Origin of the sequence: Pseudomonas sp. HMSC08G10 (assembly GCF_001808425.1) — a bacterium.
In the GTDB taxonomy this organism is placed as follows: Bacteria; Pseudomonadota; Gammaproteobacteria; order Pseudomonadales; family Pseudomonadaceae; genus Aquipseudomonas; species Aquipseudomonas guariconensis.
The window spans coordinates 212,098-230,075 of sequence record NZ_KV793307.1; the positions used below are offsets into that span (position 1 = coordinate 212,098).

17 protein-coding genes are annotated in these 17,978 nt (G+C 63.0%); 2 read left to right on the forward strand and 15 right to left on the reverse strand.

What is annotated here, in order from left to right:
- Positions 1-27: 27 nt before the first annotated feature.
- The 8 genes from HMPREF3173_RS13360 to hisN form a co-directional block, all read right to left on the reverse strand.
- Positions 28-1,356 (reverse strand): MFS transporter, encoded by a 1,329-nt coding sequence (locus HMPREF3173_RS13360; RefSeq protein WP_070573764.1) that lies wholly within the window; start codon positions 1,354-1,356, stop codon positions 28-30.
- 54 nt (positions 1,357-1,410) lie between these two features.
- The gene (locus HMPREF3173_RS13365) at positions 1,411-2,172 is read right to left on the reverse strand and encodes a 1,6-dihydroxycyclohexa-2,4-diene-1-carboxylate dehydrogenase (protein WP_070573767.1); all 762 of its coding nucleotides are present in this window, start codon (positions 2,170-2,172) and stop codon (positions 1,411-1,413) included.
- A 95-nt stretch (positions 2,173-2,267) separates the two neighbouring features.
- Positions 2,268-3,278 carry a benzoate 1,2-dioxygenase electron transfer component BenC gene (benC, locus tag HMPREF3173_RS13370; protein WP_070573769.1) on the reverse strand — a complete coding sequence of 337 codons (1,011 nt, stop codon included), beginning with the start codon at positions 3,276-3,278 and terminating at the stop codon, positions 2,268-2,270.
- A gap of 73 nt (positions 3,279-3,351) precedes the next feature.
- The gene (gene benB / locus HMPREF3173_RS13375; RefSeq protein WP_043210788.1) at positions 3,352-3,837 is read right to left on the reverse strand and encodes a benzoate 1,2-dioxygenase small subunit; all 486 of its coding nucleotides are present in this window, start codon (positions 3,835-3,837) and stop codon (positions 3,352-3,354) included.
- Positions 3,834-5,192 carry a benzoate 1,2-dioxygenase large subunit gene (benA, locus tag HMPREF3173_RS13380; protein WP_043210865.1) on the reverse strand — a complete coding sequence of 453 codons (1,359 nt, stop codon included), beginning with the start codon at positions 5,190-5,192 and terminating at the stop codon, positions 3,834-3,836. The genes benB and benA overlap by 4 nt, the downstream gene beginning before the upstream one ends.
- 159 nt (positions 5,193-5,351) lie before the next feature.
- Positions 5,352-6,308 carry a helix-turn-helix transcriptional regulator gene (locus HMPREF3173_RS13385; RefSeq protein WP_070573772.1) on the reverse strand — a complete coding sequence of 319 codons (957 nt, stop codon included), beginning with the start codon at positions 6,306-6,308 and terminating at the stop codon, positions 5,352-5,354.
- Positions 6,309-6,611: 303 nt separating this feature from the next.
- Entirely contained in the window at positions 6,612-7,343 is a 732-nt protein-coding gene (locus tag HMPREF3173_RS13390) for a hypothetical protein (RefSeq protein WP_070573774.1), read from the reverse strand.
- A gap of 279 nt (positions 7,344-7,622) precedes the next feature.
- Positions 7,623-8,414 (reverse strand): histidinol-phosphatase, encoded by a 792-nt coding sequence (gene hisN / locus HMPREF3173_RS13395; RefSeq protein ID WP_070573776.1) that lies wholly within the window; start codon positions 8,412-8,414, stop codon positions 7,623-7,625.
- Between the two features lie 177 nt (positions 8,415-8,591).
- On the opposite strand from hisN, the gene HMPREF3173_RS13400 reads away from it, so the two are divergent.
- Positions 8,592-9,482, forward strand: coding sequence for a universal stress protein (locus tag HMPREF3173_RS13400; RefSeq protein ID WP_043210780.1), 891 nt, complete (start codon positions 8,592-8,594; stop codon positions 9,480-9,482).
- 188 nt (positions 9,483-9,670) lie between these two features.
- Here HMPREF3173_RS13400 and HMPREF3173_RS13405 read toward each other — a convergent pair whose 3' ends face one another.
- The 4 genes from HMPREF3173_RS13405 to HMPREF3173_RS13420 form a co-directional block, all read right to left on the reverse strand.
- Positions 9,671-10,132, reverse strand: a complete 462-nt coding sequence (locus tag HMPREF3173_RS13405; protein ID WP_371906675.1) for an acyloxyacyl hydrolase — start codon at positions 10,130-10,132, stop codon at positions 9,671-9,673.
- A gap of 388 nt (positions 10,133-10,520) precedes the next feature.
- On the reverse strand, positions 10,521-11,264 hold the full coding sequence (locus HMPREF3173_RS13410) for a phytanoyl-CoA dioxygenase family protein (protein WP_070573779.1): 744 nt from the start codon (positions 11,262-11,264) through the stop codon (positions 10,521-10,523).
- Between the two features lie 166 nt (positions 11,265-11,430).
- A complete protein-coding gene (locus HMPREF3173_RS13415; RefSeq protein WP_043210775.1) occupies positions 11,431-11,874 on the reverse strand; it encodes a flagellar hook assembly protein FlgD in 444 nt (147 codons plus the stop codon).
- 84 nt (positions 11,875-11,958) lie between these two features.
- Positions 11,959-12,825 carry a putrescine utilization regulator PtrR gene (locus HMPREF3173_RS13420; protein ID WP_043210773.1) on the reverse strand — a complete coding sequence of 289 codons (867 nt, stop codon included), beginning with the start codon at positions 12,823-12,825 and terminating at the stop codon, positions 11,959-11,961.
- Positions 12,826-12,931: 106 nt separating this feature from the next.
- On the opposite strand from HMPREF3173_RS13420, the gene HMPREF3173_RS13425 reads away from it, so the two are divergent.
- Complete coding sequence (locus tag HMPREF3173_RS13425; RefSeq protein WP_070573781.1) at positions 12,932-14,317, forward strand: aldehyde dehydrogenase family protein; 1,386 nt, start codon at positions 12,932-12,934, stop codon at positions 14,315-14,317.
- Positions 14,318-14,347: 30 nt separating this feature from the next.
- On the opposite strand, the gene HMPREF3173_RS13430 is transcribed toward HMPREF3173_RS13425, so the two are convergent.
- Genes HMPREF3173_RS13430 through HMPREF3173_RS13440 form a run of 3 tightly spaced genes read right to left on the reverse strand, consistent with a single transcriptional unit; the run spans position 14,348 to position 17,781 of the window.
- A complete protein-coding gene (locus tag HMPREF3173_RS13430; RefSeq protein WP_080642099.1) occupies positions 14,348-15,169 on the reverse strand; it encodes a helix-turn-helix transcriptional regulator in 822 nt (273 codons plus the stop codon).
- A gap of 53 nt (positions 15,170-15,222) precedes the next feature.
- On the reverse strand, positions 15,223-16,641 hold the full coding sequence (locus HMPREF3173_RS13435) for an aminotransferase (RefSeq protein ID WP_070573784.1): 1,419 nt from the start codon (positions 16,639-16,641) through the stop codon (positions 15,223-15,225).
- 36 nt (positions 16,642-16,677) lie between these two features.
- The gene (locus HMPREF3173_RS13440; protein WP_070573786.1) at positions 16,678-17,781 is read right to left on the reverse strand and encodes a polyamine ABC transporter substrate-binding protein; all 1,104 of its coding nucleotides are present in this window, start codon (positions 17,779-17,781) and stop codon (positions 16,678-16,680) included.
- Between the last annotated feature and the right edge of the window lie 197 nt (positions 17,782-17,978).

Genomic DNA, 17,978 nt, shown 5'->3' on the forward strand with positions numbered 1-17,978 from the left:
AAGGCCTCCAGTTGCGTCAGTGAACGGTCAGGCCTGGGCAGGCGCGGCCAGGCCGTGGCGCCGGCTGCTGGCCAGGTGCACGGCCATGGCCAGCGCGGCAATGGCACCAGGGATGGCAAAAGCGATGAAGTTCAGTTGCAGCGGCAGATTGATGCTCATCAGCGCACCGCCCAGCAGCGGGCCGACAATGGCGCCATTACGGCCGATGCCCGACGCCCAGCCCAGCCCCGTGGAGCGCACCGACAGGCCATACAACTGGGCGGCGCCGGCATACAGCAGGATCTGCGTGCCGATGGTGGTGGCACCGGCGATGAAGATCAGCCCGTAGAGCACCGGCATCGGGCTGTTCACGCCCAGCAGGCTGATGGACAAGGCCGCAACCAGGAAGAACGCCACCTTCACCTTGACCAGGTTGTAACGGTCCCCCAGCCAACCACCGAAGATCGCCCCGGCCATGCCACCAAAGTTCAGCGCCAGCAGGAACGACAGGCTCGAGCCCAGGCTGTAGCCGGCATTGGCCATCAGCTTCGGCAGCCAGGAGCTCAGCGCATACACCATCAGCAGACAGCAAAAGAACGCCAGCCACAGCGCCAGGGTGCGCACCGCCAGGCCCTCACGGAACAATGCCACCACCGAAGCGCCCTTGGCCTTGCGCTCCACGACCTGCAGCACGTCGTCCGCCTGCACATTGCAGTCAGGATCCAGACGCTTGAGCAGCGCACGTGCGTCCTTCACGCGGCCCTGGCGCACCAGAAAACCGATGGACTCCGGCAGGTAGTAGAGGATCACCGGTAACAGCAACAGCGGCAGCGCCGCAGCAAAGAACATTGACTCCCAGCCAAAGCGCGGCAGCAGGTAGATGCCAACACCCGCCGAGAGCATGCCGCCCAGGGAGTACCCGCTGAACATGATCGCTACCAGGGTGCTGCGCAGGCGCTTGGGTGCGTATTCGTTCATCAGCGCCACGGCGTTGGGCATCAGCCCGCCGCAGCCGAGCCCGGCGATGAAGCGGTAGATACCGAATTCGCCAGGGGTGCTGGCAAAGCCATTGAGGATGGTCGCCCCGGAAAACAGCGCAAAGCACAGGGCAATGCCTTTCTTGCGGCCGATGCGGTCGGCCAGGCTGCCGAACGCCAGGGCGCCGAACATCATGCCGAACAGCGCATAGCTGCCCAGGGCACCGGCCTGCAACGGGGTCAGGCCCCACTCTTTCATGATCACCGGCAGGACCACGCCGTAAATGAACAGGTCATAGCCGTCGAAGATCAGCAGCAGGCCGCACCAGGCCATGACCATCCAGTGAAAGGGCGTGAAGCGTGCGTTGTCGATGATCGCTTGGACGTCGAGGGTTCGCATGGCATCTATCTCTGTTGTTTTTGTTGTGTGAAGAAAACCTTGCCGCAGGCGATCTCAGCCGAGATCGCCACCACCGACCGGCAACGTGACGCCGGTGATGTAGGAGGCCTCGTCGGAGGCCAGGAACAGGATCGCGCCGACCTGCTCGTCGATGGTTCCGTAGCGCTTCATCAGGCTGCTGGCGACGGTCTGGTCGACGATCTGTTGGTACCAGGCCTTTTCCTGCTCGCTCTGCTCAGTGCTGTTACGCGGGATACGCCGCGGTGGCGCCTCGGTGCCGCCCGGTGCGGTGGCATTGACGCGCACCCCGCGGCCGGCGGTTTCGAAGGCCAGGCAGGCGGTCAGCGCGTTGACGCCGCCTTTGGCTGCGCCATAGGGCACGCGGTTGACGCCACGGGTGGCGATGGAGGAGACGTTGACGATGGCGCCGCTGCCGCGCTCGAGCATGTACGGCAGCGCCGCGTGGCAGCACCACAGGGTCGGGAACAGCGAGCGCCGCACTTCGGCCTCGATCTGCTCGACCGCGTAGTGCTCGAACGGCTTCGCCCAGATGGTCCCGCCGACGTTGTTGATCAGGATGTCGAGACGGCCGAAGGTCGCCACGGCCTGGGCCATCACCTGGGCACAGTCGGCGTGCTGCTCCAGGTCGGCGATGAGGGTCAGCACGCCCTCCCCGGCCAGCTCGTGGACCAGCTCGGAGCGGTCCACCGCAACCACCTGGGCGCCCTCGGCCTTGAGCCGCCAGCACACGCCGCGGCCGATGCCTTGAGCGGCGCCGGTGACCAGGGCGACCTTGCCTTGGAATCTGTTGTTCATCTGCACTTCTCCGATGCGCCGCTGCCACAGCGTTCGCGGACGAAATAAAAAGGGGGCCGCCCTCACCCGCACGATGCGGGCAGCCCCGTGAAACCTCAGGCCGCCGCCGCGAACTTCTCGTAGTAGAAGTTCGCCGGCGTTATGCCTTGCTCGCGGATGTACTGGCTGACCGCCTCGACCATCGGTGGCGGCCCGCACAGGTACACGTCCACGTCGCCGTCATTGAGGTGGCGTGGCTCGATGTGCTGGGTCACGTAACCCTTTTGTGGGTACTGGCTTTCGGGGTTGGCCACACAGGCGCTGAAGGTGAAGTTGGGAATCTGCGCGGCGAAGGCCTGCAGGCGGTCCAGCTCGACCAGGTCGAAGTCGTTGGTGACCCCGTAGATCAGATGCAGCGGGTGCTCGCTGCCCTGTTCGGCAATCTTCTCCAGCATTGCCGTGAACGGTGCTAGGCCGGTGCCACCGGCCAGCAGCAACAGGGGCCGCTGGATCGGGCGCAGGTAGAAGCTGCCCAGAGGGCCGGCCAGGGTCATCTGGTCGCCCGCCTTGGCTAGGCTCGTGAGGAAACTGCTCATCAGGCCACCCGGCACATTGCGGATCAGGAAACTGACCTCGCCGTCCTTTTGCAGCGAACTGAACGAGTAGGCGCGGGTCTGTTCGCTGCCCGGCACCTTGAGGTTGACGTACTGCCCCGGCAGGAACGCCAGACGGTTCAACGCCTCGCCCTTGATCGACAGGGCAATGGTGCTTTCGGACAACTGCCGCACATCGGCGATGGTGGCCTCGAAGCTGGCCTGCTCGGTCTTGCACAGCTGCGAGGACGCCGGAACGCGGATCACGCATTCGCTCAACGCACGCATCTGACAGGTCAGGACATAACCCTGGGCGATCTCGTCCTCGTTCAGGGCGTCTTCGATGAAGTTGTCGCCCAAGTCGTAGCGCCCGGCCTCGGCCTGGCACTTGCAGGTGCCACAGGCACCGTCGCGGCAGTCCAGCGGGATGTTGATGCCTTGGCGGTAGGCGGCATCGGCGACGGTCTCGTGGCCGTCGGCCTGGATGAAACGGGTGACCCCGTCTTCGAAATTCAGTGCGATCTGGAAGCTCATGGCGTACCTCCGGGGCGAGCCTGGCCGCGGCGCGCCTTGCGGCACCCCGAACGGCCCTCGCCGTGACCTGGAATCAGATGTGGTAGATGTCGATGACCTGACGGACGTAGTCGTTCTTCAGGACCACCTTCTTGGCCAGGATCAGCGGCTGCTCGCCGCGCAGATCGAGGGTGTAGAAGCTGGTACCGAAGTAGCTGTCGGTGGTCTTGTAGCGAAAGCTCAAGGTGTGCCAGTTGAAGCGCACCTGGCATTGGCCATCGCCCTGTTCGACGATCTCGATGTTGCTGATGTTGTGCGAGGTGCGGGTGTCGGGCACCGTGGCGCTGGAGCGCTCGGTCTTGATCCGGAACACCCGGTCCTCCAGACCGCCACGGTTGCCGTACCAGATCAGCGAGATTTCACTCTGCGGGTCTTCGGTGAGCGTGTCGTCATCGTCCCAGGACGGCATCCAGAAAGTCGCATCGGCGGCGTACAGCTCCAGCCATTGGTCCCACTGGGCATCGTCCAGGTAGCGCGCCTCGCGGTAAAGGAAATCGCGCACGGTCTCGTAAATGCTCATTGCACGGCCTCCACGGGGATCAATCGCTGTTCCTGCTCCAATGCCTTGAGCATGGTGTCCTGCCAATACTTGTGCTGCAGCACGAACAGGCCTTCATCCTCGGTGCGCACGCCCGAGAGCAACGGCTTGAGTTCGATCTCCTTGGCCGCCTCGTCGGCGCCCTCCACCCAATGAGTCGCGCCCCGCGACATGTCGTTCCAGCCGGTGCCGGCGCCGTAGCCGGTCTGGCAGGAGCGGAACTCTTCCAGATCGTCCGGGGTGGCCATGCCACTGACGTTGAAGAAGTCTTCGTACTGGCGGATGCGCTTGGCCCGCGCCTCGGCGCTTTCGCCCTTGGGCGCAATGCAGTAGATGGTGATCTCGGTCTTGTTCACCGAAATCGGCCGGGCGACACGAATCTGCGAGCTGAACTGATCCATCAGGTAAACGTTGGGGTACAGGCACAGGTTGCGCGAGTTCTCGATCATCCAGTCGGCGCGGGCCTGGCCGAAATCGGCGGCCAGCTGCTCGCGGCGCTCGTAGGCCGGACGGTCCTCAGGGTTGGCCCAGCGGGTCCACAGCAACAGGTGGCCATGGTCGAAGGAGTAGAAGCCCCCACCCTGCTTGGCCCAGGCGCCGGCGCTCATGGTCTTGATCTCTTCCCCGGCCTCGCGCTGCTTGCGCTGGTTCTGGGTGGCGGCGTAGTTCCAGTGCACGGAGCTGACGTGGTAGCCGTCGGCACCGTTCTCGGCGGTGAGCTTCCAGTTGCCTTCATAGATGTAGGAGCTTGAGCCGCGCAGCACTTCCAGGCCTTCGGGGGACTGGTCGACGATCATGTCGATGATCTTCGCCGACTCGCCCAGATGCTCGCTCAACGGTTTGACGTCCGCGTTGAGGCTGCCGAACAGAAAGCCTCGGTAGGACTCGAAGCGGGCGACCTTGGTCAGGTCGTGGGAGCCGTCGCAGTTGAAACTGTCAGGGTAGCCGGCGTTGGCCGGGTCCTTGACCTTGAGCAGCTTGCCGCTGTTGTTGAAGGTCCAGCCGTGGAACGGGCAGGTGTAGCTTGAGCGGTTGCCGCGCTTGTGCCGGCAGAGCATGGCGCCGCGGTGGCTGCAGGCATTGAGGAAGGCATTGAGCTCACCGTCCTTGTTGCGCGCGATGAAGATCGGCTGGCGCCCCATGGTCAGGGTGAGGAAGTCGTTTTTCTCGGGAATCTGGCTTTCGTGAGCCAGGTAGATCCAGTTGCCCTCGAAGATGTGTTTCATCTCCAGGTCGAACAGGCGCGGGTCGGTGAACATCTCCCGCTTGCAGCGGTAGACACCTTTTTCCCGATCGTCCTCGAGCATGGCATTGACGTAGTCGAATCCCAGGGACATGGCCAGGGTCTCCATTGTTATTGTTCAGGCCAGGTCAGGTTAGGGATTGGGCGGCGGGGGCAATATCCGGATCGTGCAGAGTGCTATCCAGTTTGTGCACGCAGTTCGGTGCGCAGGGTGCAGGGCTTGCGCAATCGCGGGCAAGCCCGCGAGCACAGGTCAATTGCGGCGCTTGAGAGTCTCCGATGGCAGCTCGCCAAAGCGCTGGCGATAGTGCTCGGAGAACCGACCGAGGTGCAGGAAGCCATAGTCCATCGCCAGTTCGGTGACATTGCGGACCGAACAGCTGGCGTCGCGCAGGCAGGCATGCACCTGCTCGAGCTTGCGCTGGCGGATGTACTGCTTGGGCGTGGTGCCCAGGTGGCGGTCGAACAACGCATACAACGAGCGCAGGCTCATGCAGGCCTGCTCGGCCAGGCCTTCGGCGGTGAGTTCAAGCTTGAGGTTGCGGTCGATGTGCTCGAGGATGCGCTCCAGGCTCGCACCCGCCGCGCCCAAGGGTTCGCGCTGGACATTGGTGCTCATCAGCGTCAGCAGCTTGCTGGCGACGATCTGGCTGTAATGGCCCTGTACCCTGGGCAGCGAATCGCTCACCTCGGCTTCATGGCACACCATCGACAGCAGGTTGACGAAGCCGTCGAGTTCTTCCAGCCGGTAGTGGTTGCGCAAGAAACGCACCCCGCCGCTGGGCCGCTGCCAGCGTTGCTCCTCGCAGATCGAATCGAGCAGATGGGTGGGCACCTTGAGGATGAACTTCTCGCAGTCCTCCGAGTAGGTCAGGTCCACCGGCTCGTCCGGGTTGATCAGCAGCAGTTCGCCCGGCACCAGGTAATGTTCACGCTGGTGCCCACGCCACAGACAATTGCCGTTGAGCAGGATCTGCAGGTGATAGATGGTCTCCAGCGCCGGCGATGTGACCCTGACGCTGCCGCCGTAGCTGATGCGGCACAGGTCGAGCTCGGCCATCTTGCGGTGGCTGAGGCTCGATTGGGGATGGGTGGTGCGGGACAGGCCGATGCAATGCTGGCCCACGTGCCGGTTGACATAGTCGGACACGACATAAGGGTCGGCGCGATGAAACACGCTGCTGCGCTCGCTCAACAGGCGGCTTTCCATAGGCAAGGCACTCGGCTTCGTTATTGTTCTGGTCGCCGCGTCCTACGGGCACTGGGGCCAGTGGTTGCGGTCGTTCACGGTCAGTCTATCGAGCCGGTGGAGGGAACATGGAGGCAGGCGACCACCGGCTTGGTGCTCGCCACACACTAAGCAAAAAGCGGGACCTTGGGCAATGCGACTTAAGCAAACGACGTGCGGATAGCGAACGCCCCGCAAGCGAGACGTGTTCGGTTATCGGACAGCGCTTCGCGGGTAAACCCGCCCCCTGAAGGTTACCTACCCTTGTCGACTTCACAACGCTGGCTACTGCACCGGCAGGAAGTTCAGCAACAGCAGGCTTTGCGCATAGTTCAGACCGATCCGCCGGTAGCGTTCGTCAAGCATCTGGGCCAACAGGTCCAACCGCGCGACGATCTTGCCGAACTCCACGGCAAAGCTCAGGTTGCTGCCCTCTTCGGAGATTTCATTGGAAAACAGCAACAATACGCCATTGGCGTCCTGGCGCTGGCTCAGCATCCAGGTGGCCTTCTCGATGTTGCGGGCGGCGTTGTTGACGAACAGCGGGTCGATGGTGTCGGTCATGTAGAACTCGGTGCGCCCGCCATGAGCGGTGATCAGCATGCTGCCAATGGCGTAGATGAAGGCGCCGACACGGTCGCCGCGAAATTCCGGGCTCAAGGCGTAGCTCAAGGCCGCCAGGTCGCGCCGATTGCCAAGCTGTGCCAAGGGTTGGCGCTGCTCGATGGCCAGGCGGATCTGGCGCTCGGCGGTGGCGGCGTCGAGGTAGCCCGATTGCTTCCACTGGTTGGGATTGCGCTGGTAGAGCTTGTTCATCAGCAGGTACAGGCTCTGCAGATTGTCGCGCATGGCGATCGTCGCCATGCGGTCGACGCTGGTCTGGAACAGCTCGCTGGGCTTGCCGTCACCGAGCTGGGTCAGGACATCGCGCCCCTGCTGCTGGGTGCAGGCGCACAGAGCGGTCAAGGCACCTGCCAGAAGCACGCGAGAGAAGGGTTTGGGCAGTGAAACAACCATCGGCACCGGGGTCTGGGATCAACGGCTGGGTCGGGCATCGGCTCAGCCTGGCCATCGATAGAGCGTGCAAATGGAGAAAAGTGCGGCGGGTAAGCGAAACGCTTGTAGTGCAGGGACGCTTCACAGGCCAAACAGCAGACTCAAAGACAGCGCTGCACCGTGGCAGCACCTATCTTGTGTTGCTTGCAATGGCCTGTTCGCGGGTAAACCCGCTCTACAGGGACTGCCGCGTTGTTAACAGCGCCGCAGCACCCCGTGGAGGGTTCACCCGCGAAGCGATCACATGGCGTGACGCAGCATCTCGATGACCTGGGCATGCAATGCCGGATCGCCACAAGCCACCACGCAACCGCCATGCTGCGCCGAGGTGCCGTCCCAGGCAGTGATCACACCGCCTGCGCCCTCGATGATCGGCATCAGCGCCTGCACGTCATACGGCTGCAGGCTGGCTTCGACGATGACATCGACAAAACCCGACGCCAGCATGCAGTAGGCGTAGCAGTCACCGCCATAACGCATCAGCCGCGCCTTGCCGGCAACCGCCTCGAAGGCCGCCTTGCGCGCGGGCGTGTCGAACATGTCCGGAGTGGTACACATCAAGGTCGCCGATGCCAGGTCGACGCAGGCGCGGGTTTTGAGCGGCGTACCGCTGCGCCAGGCACCCTCAGGGGTGCCGACGAAGCGCTCGCCGGTAAACGGCTGGTTCATCACCCCGACCACCGGACGTTCGCCGTCGTTCAGGGCGATCAGCGTGCCCCACAGCGGCAGGCCGGTGATGAACGCGCGGGTGCCGTCGATCGGGTCCAGCACCCAGGTCAATGGGCTGCTGCCCTTGGCCACACCTTGCTCTTCACCGAGGATGCCATGGGCCGGATAACGCGCCTGGATCAGCTCACGCATGGCCTCTTCGGCAGCCTTGTCGGCCACGGTCACCGGGTCGTACAGGCGCCCGCCCTTGTCCTCGACGTCCAGGCTTGCACGGAAATACGGCTTGATCGCCGCAGCGGCGGCATCGGCCAACTGCTCGGCGAAGGCGCGGAATTCGCCAATCTGTTCAACGCTCAGGGACATGGATCGGGCCTCGATGTAGGAGAAAAGGCTCGCATCATACCCCAGTCGCCGGGCACTGGAGGCATCGACACAGGGCCTACCAGCCACCAGGGTCTAGACTGAGAGAGGAACTTGGGCGCCGCTTGGCGCGTAAACCGGCACGGGCGGTTTGGGGGCCGCCACACGTGGAGGTATGAGATGAGCCAGTTCAAGCGATTGTTCGTGATGCTCGGCCCGCAGATGCGCCATACACCTGCCCTGCAAAGGGCCGCGGCGCTGGCTGAATCCAGCGGCGCCCTGCTGGATATCAACGTGTTTGTTGACGATGTCGACACCTTTGGCTTGATGAGCGATACCCGCGAGCGTGAGCGGCTGCTCGAGCACAACCGACAGTGGCTGGCCGACGAAGTCGAACAGCTGCGCAACGCCGGACTGGATGTGTCCACCGAGCTGCTGCTGACTCGCGACCCGCTGGGCAGTGTGCTGGAACAAGTCGAGCGCCTGGGATGCGATCTTTTGATCAAGGACGTTCAGCACGAACCGGTGCTCAAGCGCCTGCTGGTGACGCCGTTAGACTGGCAACTGCTTAAGGACAGCCCTGTCGCCGTGCACCTGGTCAGCGACATCCGCCTGCCCCTGCCCCGGCAGATCGCTGCCGCGGTCGATCTGAACTGCCATGGCGCAGGCGAGCATCTGGATGAACAGGTCATCCGCTGCGCCCATGCCCTGGCCCTGCAGTGCAACGCCGAACTGCACCTGCTGCATGTGTGCGACGCGGCCAAGACCCACATCGCCGACTTCGGCGCCGGCACGGTGACCATGCCAGGCTTTGACGGTAGCGTGCGCACGGCCCAACGCGCCGCTTTCAATCGTCTGGGCGATCACCATCAGATCGATCTTGAACGTCGGCACTTTTTGGAGGGGCCGGCCACGCGCGCGATTGCCCAGTTCGTCAGCCATAGCCGAATCGACGTGATCGTCATGGGCAGCCATCGTCATGATGCGATGCAGACCTTCCTCGGCGGCACCACCGCCCATGTGGTGGAGCATCCGTTGTGCAATGTGCTGGCGATCAAGGCGGTGCGCTGACATGCAGAGACGTTGCAGGCGTGCAGAAGCCGTTGTCTTGCGAGCCTACGCTGGCCAATTCGCGGGTAAACCCACCCCCACAGGATTGGCGGTGATCCCTGCAGGAGCGGGTTTACCCGCGAACACCGGCGCAGCCGGTGCCAGGCAAAGCCTAGCGCTCCTACAGCCGCACTCTCCCTCAACGGGTATCAGAAGCCCTTGCTGTAGTACAGCGAGTAGGACTCGATGCCGTCGTTCGGCTGCTTGAGACCGGCGTTGGAATAGTGCATTGCGCGCACACCGATCTTCTGTTCGGCCGGCAACTTCAGGCCAAAGCCGATGCGGTCTTCGAAGTTGACCGAAGAGCCCAGGCGCTGATCGCCCACATCGGTCTTGGAAAATGCCGCAAGACCAATACCGGCTTCGATGAAGGGGGTGTAGGTAAAGCCGCTGAACTCATAGACGAACACCGGGCTGAACGACAGCGAGTGTGCGCCGCTGGCCTCGCCGCCCTCCCAATAGGTGTAGGCCGCATCCCAGTAACCGGTCAGGTGGCCAGTGTTGCTTTCGAACCACTTCTTGTCCCAGTCGAAGGAAAGGCCGATACGGTAGGTCATATCGCCTTGGCCGGTGGCGCCAACGGCACCAGACACTTGTGCGGCCTGGGCCATGTTGGCGCCGGCCAAAGCCAGGACGGCGGCAGCCAGCGAAGCGGCGAGACGGGTTTTCATCTATGAATCTCCTGATGGTCTTCACGGACAAGCCAGCGCAATGCCTGCCGGCTTGATTCCAGATTGGGGGCTTATGCCCCTCCTTCTTAGTGCCCTGAACCGGGTGCATCCAACCAAGTTACAAGACGTAATACTTTTTGGATTATCGGCCAACCTAACAAAAAGTTGAAAGGCTATTTGCCGCTTGTTGATAAAACACTCTGTTGCATATTTGTAAACAATTGAGCATGTCGCACTGAATCTAATACCGCAGCGTCCGAAGGTCGCTCAGAAATATTTTAAACATGCTGACGAATTCCCCCTCGCAAATGCTGTCGGCAGTCCCCGTTCAGTCATACACCGACTCCTCGTGTTCCCCCAACAAGCGCCGCTGCCTGGGCGTCGCTTCTTCCAGCACTTCAGGGTTGAAGTGCCAGTCCAAGTAGGGAGAGAACTTCTGCGCAACCATGCGCCGGCCGTAGTGCACTTGCAGCATGTCGCGCATTGCGGCGCTATGGTTGGCACCGCCGCCATGCCACAGGTCACTGCGAAACACCAACGCGTCGCCGGCGTGACACAGCACATCTCTGGCACCTTGCCCCTGCCAGCTGTTCTCGCCCTCCTGGGGCGGTCGACCGGCGAAATGGCTGCCCGGCACGACCCGGGTCGGGCCAACGGACTCATCGATATCGCACAAGTACAACTGGGCGGTGAGAATCTGGACTGGCTGGCTGTAGTCCTTCCGAGCGCGGATCCAGTCCGGCAACTCGATGGGCAGGTAATCCAGGTGCAGCTCCATGCCGGGGTAACCGGGATGACTGCGCCAGGCGGTCTGGCCAATCACATGACAATCCTGCCCCAGGACGGCCTCGGCCAGATCGATCAAGGGCGCAAGATCCAGAAACGACAACCACAGCGGATTGCGGTTGAACACACATTTGTAGTGTTCCAACAGGCCTTGGTAGTCCCAGTGAAGTGGCTGCAGGTCGTCGATGGCGCAGCGCAGCAAGGCAATGCGCAATGGCTCCAGGACGCCCGGAATCAGCACGTAGCCGTATTCATCTAGCGATTTCAACTGAGTTTCCAGGTTCATGGCCATGCTCCGGCAGGCGCTCTGCTGAAATATCAGAAGGAGGCGGAATCAAGATCGTTCAAAAAAAATATAGGCCCGATCGGTACCTCCAACAGGCAGCCACGATCAGGCCTGTGGTCTGGATCCGACAGGAGCACAGATGTACTCCTGGATATTCAGGGACGCTTTACCGCCAGTGCAAACTCACGTTGGCGGGGGATTTGCCGCTCACGCTCACCTGCTGCTGCACGGTCTGGCCGTCGGCATTGCCGGTGACCCGGTATTGCCCTGGCGGCAGTTGCACGAACAACAGCGGGCCGACGTCCTGCAACGCCAGGACCTGCTGGCCTTGGGCGTTCTGGATATCCACCGTTGCGCCGCTCTGGAACTTGCCCTCCGGGCCGACAGACAAGGTGACATGCAGGTCATAGCCGGGGGTGCGACGCAAGGCATTGGCTTCATCCTGGCCGATCCCGCCTTGCAGATAGCGCACGCCGTTCTGCTCTTGCGGTTGCAGTTGCACCGCTTGCGGATCGATCGGCGCATTCAGGTCGGCAGCGGCCGCAAGGGTCCAAGGCAAGGCCATGGCCACCAGCAAGGCGGCGCATAGCCCGTAATGATGTTTGCGCATGGTGCATTCCTCCCTGCGAGGGATGGTCTACACAATGTTCGACGCCATAGGGCCAGGGGTGTTCGAGCAGAGGACAGCCGTCGGTCAGGCCGCGCGCCGCTCCTCCAGCAGCTTGACGAACATGCTCAGGCTGCGCGAGACCGTTCCTCGGCGCCACACCAGCCAAGTCTTGAGGTAGCGAAAATCCTCGGACAGCGGCCAGACGCTCACCGTGCTGCATCCCGGCATGCTGTCGAGCATGCTGCGCGGCATCAAGGCCAGGCCGGCCCCGGCGCTGACGCAGGCCAGCATGCCATGGTAGGACTCCATCTCATGGATCTTGCCCGGCACCGCCTGGTCCTGGACGAACCAGTTCTCGAAGTGATGCCGATAGGAGCAGTTGGCCCGGAAGGCATAGATGCTCTCGCCGTTCACATCCCGGGCCCTGCCCACCGGGGCATGGTTGAGCGGTGCGATGATGACCATTTCCTCCTCGAACACCGGCATGCCTTCCAAGGTCGGGTGTAGCACCGGGCCGTCGACGAACGCCGCCACCAGGCGCCCGGACAGCACACCCTCGAGCATGGTGCCCGACGGCCCGGTGGACAGGTCCAGGTCGACCTTGGGGAAGCGCTGGTTATAGGCCGCCAGCAGCCCTGGAATGCGCACCGCCGCGGTGCTCTCCAGCGACCCGAGGGCAAAAGTGCCCTGGGGGTCCTCGCCAGCCACGGTCAGGCGCGCCTCATGTACCAGGTCGAGAATGCGCCGCGTGTATTCGAGAAAGTTCCAGCCCGCCGGCGACAGCCGCAACCGGCTTTTCTCGCGGATGAATAGCTCCACGCCCAGGTCCTCCTCCAGCTGCTTGATGCGCGTGGTCAGGTTCGAGGGGACCCGATGGATCTGCTGCGCCGCAGCGCTGATGCTGCCGTGCTCGGCCACGGCCTTGAAGATTTCCAGTTGCACCAGGTCCACGGTCTTTCTCCATTCGTGAATGTTTCACTCATTATTATTCAGTTTTCATTAAAACCGCACACCACTAGTCTGGGCGCCAGTCGGATACAACAACGAGGAGCCCGCCATGAGCGAGATCAGCAGCCTGACCCATGCCATTTCCGTCGACCCGCACAGCGGTGAGCGGATCGGCCATTACCCCTTCGACACCGACGCCGCACTGGAAGCGGCGCTGCAACGCGCCAAGAAAGGCTATGGCCAGTGGCGCCAGGTGTCGCTGGGTCAGCGCAGCGAATACCTGCTCGCCTTGGCAGATGCCCTGCAAGCCAATCATGAAGCCTTCGCCCAGATGATCACCCGCGAGATCGGTAAGCCGATCACCCAAGCCCGCGGCGAAGTCACCAAGTGCATCGGCCTGTGCCAGTGGTACGCCGAACACGGTCCGGCCATGCTCGCGCCAGAACCCACCCAGATAGAAAAAGCCCGCATCGAATACCGTCCGATGGGCCCGATCCTGGCGGTGATGCCGTGGAACTTCCCGATCTGGCAGGTCCTGCGTGGCGCGGTGCCCGCGTTGCTGGCTGGCAACACCTATGTCCTCAAGCACGCACCGAACGTGATGGGCAGCGCCTACCTGCTGCTCGACGCCTTCAAGCAGGCCGGGCTGCCCGAGGGCGTGTTCGAAGTGGTCAACGTCACGCCCGAAGGCGTCACCCGGGCCATCAATGACCCGCGCATCGCCGCCGTCACCCTCACCGGCAGCGTGCGTGCCGGCATGGCCATCGGCGCCCAGGCGGGTGCGGCGCTGAAAAAATGCGTACTGGAACTGGGCGGATCGGACCCGTTCATCGTCCTGGCCGACGCCGACCTGGATGCGGCGGTCAAGGCGGCCGTGATCGGCCGTTACCAGAACACAGGCCAGGTCTGCGCAGCGGCCAAGCGCATGATCGTCGAACAAGGCGTCGTCGAGGCATTCACCCGCAAGTTCGTCGAGGCCACCCGCCAGCTGAAGATCGGCAACCCCCAGGACGACGACACCTACATCGGCCCCATGGCCCGCTTCGATCTGCGCGACGAACTCGACGGCCAAGTCCAAGCGACCCTGGCCGAAGGCGCCACGTTGCTGCTCGGCGGCAACAAGGTCGAAGGCGTGGGCAACTACTATGCACCCACTGTGTTCGGCGACGTCACCCCCGAGATGACCGCCTTCAAGCAGGAGCTGTTCGGCCCTGTCGCGGCGATCATCACCGCCCGGGATGCCGAGCATGCGGTAGAACTGGCCAACGACAGCGAGTTCGGACTGGCCTCGACCCTCTACACCGCCGACCTCGCCCTGGCCGAGCGCATGACGGCCGCCCTGGACACCGGCGGCGTGTTCATCAACGGCTACTGCGCCTCCGACCCCCGTGTAGCCTTTGGCGGTGTGAAGAAGAGCGGTTTCGGCCGCGAACTGTCGCACTTCGGCGTGCGCGAGTTCTGCAACGTGCAGACGGTGTGGCTGGATCGCAACTGATCCTCTGCCGTACCCTTTGGTTGCGCCGGTTCAGCCCCGGCGCAACCAGTCGATGAAGCGGGCGAACAGCTCCGACTGGGAGTTGATCTCGAGTTTGAGGTAAAGGTTCTTGCGGTGCATACGGACCGTTTCCGGCGAGATGCCCAACTCGATGGCCGTGGATTTCACCGAGTGCCCACGCAGGATCATGTGCGCCACCTCGCGCTCCCGGTCGGTGAGCACCTGGCAGCCAAAGCTGTCGAACGCTGCCTGCAAACCGCCCGGCTCGGCGGCGTGCGGGGCTTCCAGCAGGTGCGCGCGGGCATAGCGCCCCAGCAGCTCACGCACCATCGGCTCCACCGCCCGCAGCACGTCCAGCTGCGCAGCGCTCAGGCGTGTGCCGCTGCAGCCCTGGAACAGGCTCAGCGAGACTTTGCGGTCCTCGGCGATATCGGCGATGAAGTAACTGTCTTCGCTGCAGCCGGTACCCAGGTAGTAGGCCTTGTAGTAGTCGCTGTCGAAGAAGTTGTCCGGCGCGATGTCTTCCAGGTGATAGAAGCCTTCAGCCAGCCCGTTCTCCACCGCCAGGCAGAACGGGTCGAGCAGGTAGCCTGCGGCGAAATAGCGATTGAGCACTGCATCGCGATGGCATTCGGGAATGCCCTGCTGGTACAGCAACCGCGGCGCCCGCCCCCGGCACTCCAGGCTGATCATCATCGACTCCACGCAAACCAGTTGGCCGATGGCGGCGGCCAGATGGGCCAAGGCATCGGGCGTGTCGCTGTGGGCGAACGCGTGCTGCAAGGCCGCATGCCACTGCTGCAGGGCGCCGAAAGTCAGGGTGATGGGGGTGTCGGGGGTAGGCTGGGTCATGCCCGGCAGTCTAGCCTGCCGGACATGCTCGCGCACAGCCTGTCTCAGGTGGGTCATTGGCCGTGGTACAGCCCTTCGCTGCGCAGTTCCTGGGCGGTGTCGAGTATGCACTGACGGAGGATCTCGACGATCTCGTCGACCTGGGCATGGGTGATCACCAGCGGTGGTGACATCACGTTCAGGTGCATGATCGGCCGCACCAGCAGCCCCTTGGCCTGGGCTTTGCGGTGGATGCGCTCGCCGATGTTCACCGCGTCGTCGAACAGCGCCTTGCTAGCTTTGTCGGCCACGAACTCGACACAGGCCATCAGTTTCAGGCAGCGCACATCCCCCACCAGCGGCAGGTCGCGCAGGCTAGCCAAGCGCTGCTCCAGGTAGCCACCCACGTCATTGACGTGATCCAGCAGACGCTCGCGCTCGATGATCTCGATGTTCTTCAACGCTGCGGTACAGCACACCGGGTGGCCGCTGTAGGTGAAGCCGTGGGTGAAGCAGCGGCCTTTGCCTGGCTCGGCGATCACCTGCCAGATCCGCTCGGAGAAGATGCATGCCCCCAGCGGCAGGTAGGCCGAGGTCAGGCCCTTGGCGGTGGTGATGATGTCCGGTTGCACGCCGAACAGCTCCTCGCTGGCGAAGAAGGTGCCCAGGCGCCCGAAAGAGGTCACCACTTCGTCGGCGACGAACAGGATGTCGTAGGTCTGGCACAGTTGCCACATGCGCAGGAAGTAGCCTTCGGGCGGGATGATCACCCCACCTGAGCCCATGATCGGCTCGGCGAAGAAGGCCGCGACGTTGTCCGGGCCCAGCGAGAGGATCTTGTCCTCGAACTCGGCCACCAGGAAGTCGAGAAACTCGGCCTGGTCCATGTCATCCGGGGCGCGGTAAGGGTTGGGGTTGGAGACGTGGTGAATCAGCGGGTGTGCGTAATCGAACTCCGGCACCCGGTCGGCGGCCTTGTTGCCGATCGACATGGTCAGGGTGGTGGAGCCGTGGTAGGCGTTGTAGCGGGCGATGATGTGCTTCTTGTTCGGCTTGCCACGGCAGTTCTGGTAGTACTGGATCAGCCGGTAGGCGGTGTCCACCGCGGTCGAGCCGCCGGTAGTGAGAAACACATGGTTCAGGTCGCCGGGGGCCAGCTGGGCGAGCTTCTGGCACAGCGCGATGGCCACGTCGTTGGCCATGTCGGAGAACGGGTTGGAATAAGCCAGCTTGCGCACCTGGTCAGCGATGGCCAGGGCCATTTCCTCACGGCCCAGGCCGATGTTGGTGCACCACATGCCGCCCACGGCATCGAGGAAGCGGTTGCCCTCGGTGTCGCGGATATAGGCGCCCTCCCCGGCCACGATGTTCAACGCGCCTTGCTCACGGTGCTCGTCGAACATGTGATAGCCGTGCATGTAGTGGGCCTTGTCGGCCTCAACCAATGCGTCCTGGGCAGGTGTCGAAGCGAATGCTTTGCTGGGCATGGCCATAGGGCAGCTCCTTGGCAGAATACGAAGAAAGAGAACTCAGTAGCCGGTCTTGACCGTGCTCCACACCCGGGTAATGGCACGCATGTCCCGAGGGGCTTGGGTCTTCTGGGCGAACAGACGCCCACGGGTGGCGTCGTCGGGGTAAATAGCCGGATTGTCACGGATGTCCGCCTGCACCAAGGCCGTCGCGGCGCCATTGCTGTTGGCGTAGTGGATGTAATTGGTCACCTTGGCCATGGTCTGCGGCTGCAGCAGGAACTCGATGAAACGGTGCGCATTGGCCACGTGGGGCGCGTCCTTGGGCAGGTAGAGGTTGTCGAACCAGATCAGCGAGCCTTCCTTGGGAATGAAGAAATCCAAGGTGATGTTCTTTTTCGCCTCTTCGGCACGGGCCTGAGCGGTGGCGTAGTCACCGGACCAGGTCAGGGCCATGCAGACATCCCCGTTGGGCAAACTGGTGAGGTAGTTCACCGAATCGAACTTCTTGATGTAGGGGCGGATGCCCATCAGCAGCTTCTCGGCGGCCTTCAGGTCAGCGGGTGCGGCGCTGTGCGGGTCCTTGCCCAGGTATTGCAGGGCCAGCGGTATGACTTCGCTGGGTGCGTCCATCAAGGTGACGCCGCAATCGGCGAAGCGCGAGACGATCTTGGGATCGAACAGCATGGCCAGCGAGCCGATCGGCGCGTCGGGCATGCGTGCCTTGATCTTCTCGACGTTGTAGGTCACCCCGGAGCTGCCCCAGGTGTAAGGCGCCGAGTACTTCAAGCCTGGGTCGTAGCCTTGCAGCTCATCGACCACCTTGGCATCGAGGTTGTGCCAACTGGGCAATTGACGCTTGTCCAGAGGCTGGAACACCCCCGCCTGGATCAAGGGCGGCACCAGGGAGGCATTGAGCATGACCAGATCGTAGCCAGAGCGGCCGGTGAGCAACTTGGTCTGCACGGTCTCATAGCCATCGAAAGTGTCGTAGATCACCTTGATGCCTGTGGCCTTCTCGAAATCGGCCAGGGTGGTTTCGCCGATATAGTCGGTCCAGTTGTACAACCGCAGCGTATTGCTGGTGTCCTCTTGCGCCGCTTGCGTGGCGGTAGCGGCGCACGTCAGCAACAGACTGCCAATCACCTTCAGTGCCTTGCCCATAGCAACTCCATCGTGTGACTGCTCGGGATGAGCCGGTGGACCTACTATCGGGACAATCGGCGAAGGGGAACATACCCCGAATGTGTGGGTCACCCGGATTCTGGGGGCGCTGCGCGGCCCATCGCAGGCGTGGCACCGGTATTTTCATTCCCACCGCGAGTCGCGTAGAGTTTTTCCAAGCGACCAAGGGCTGCATC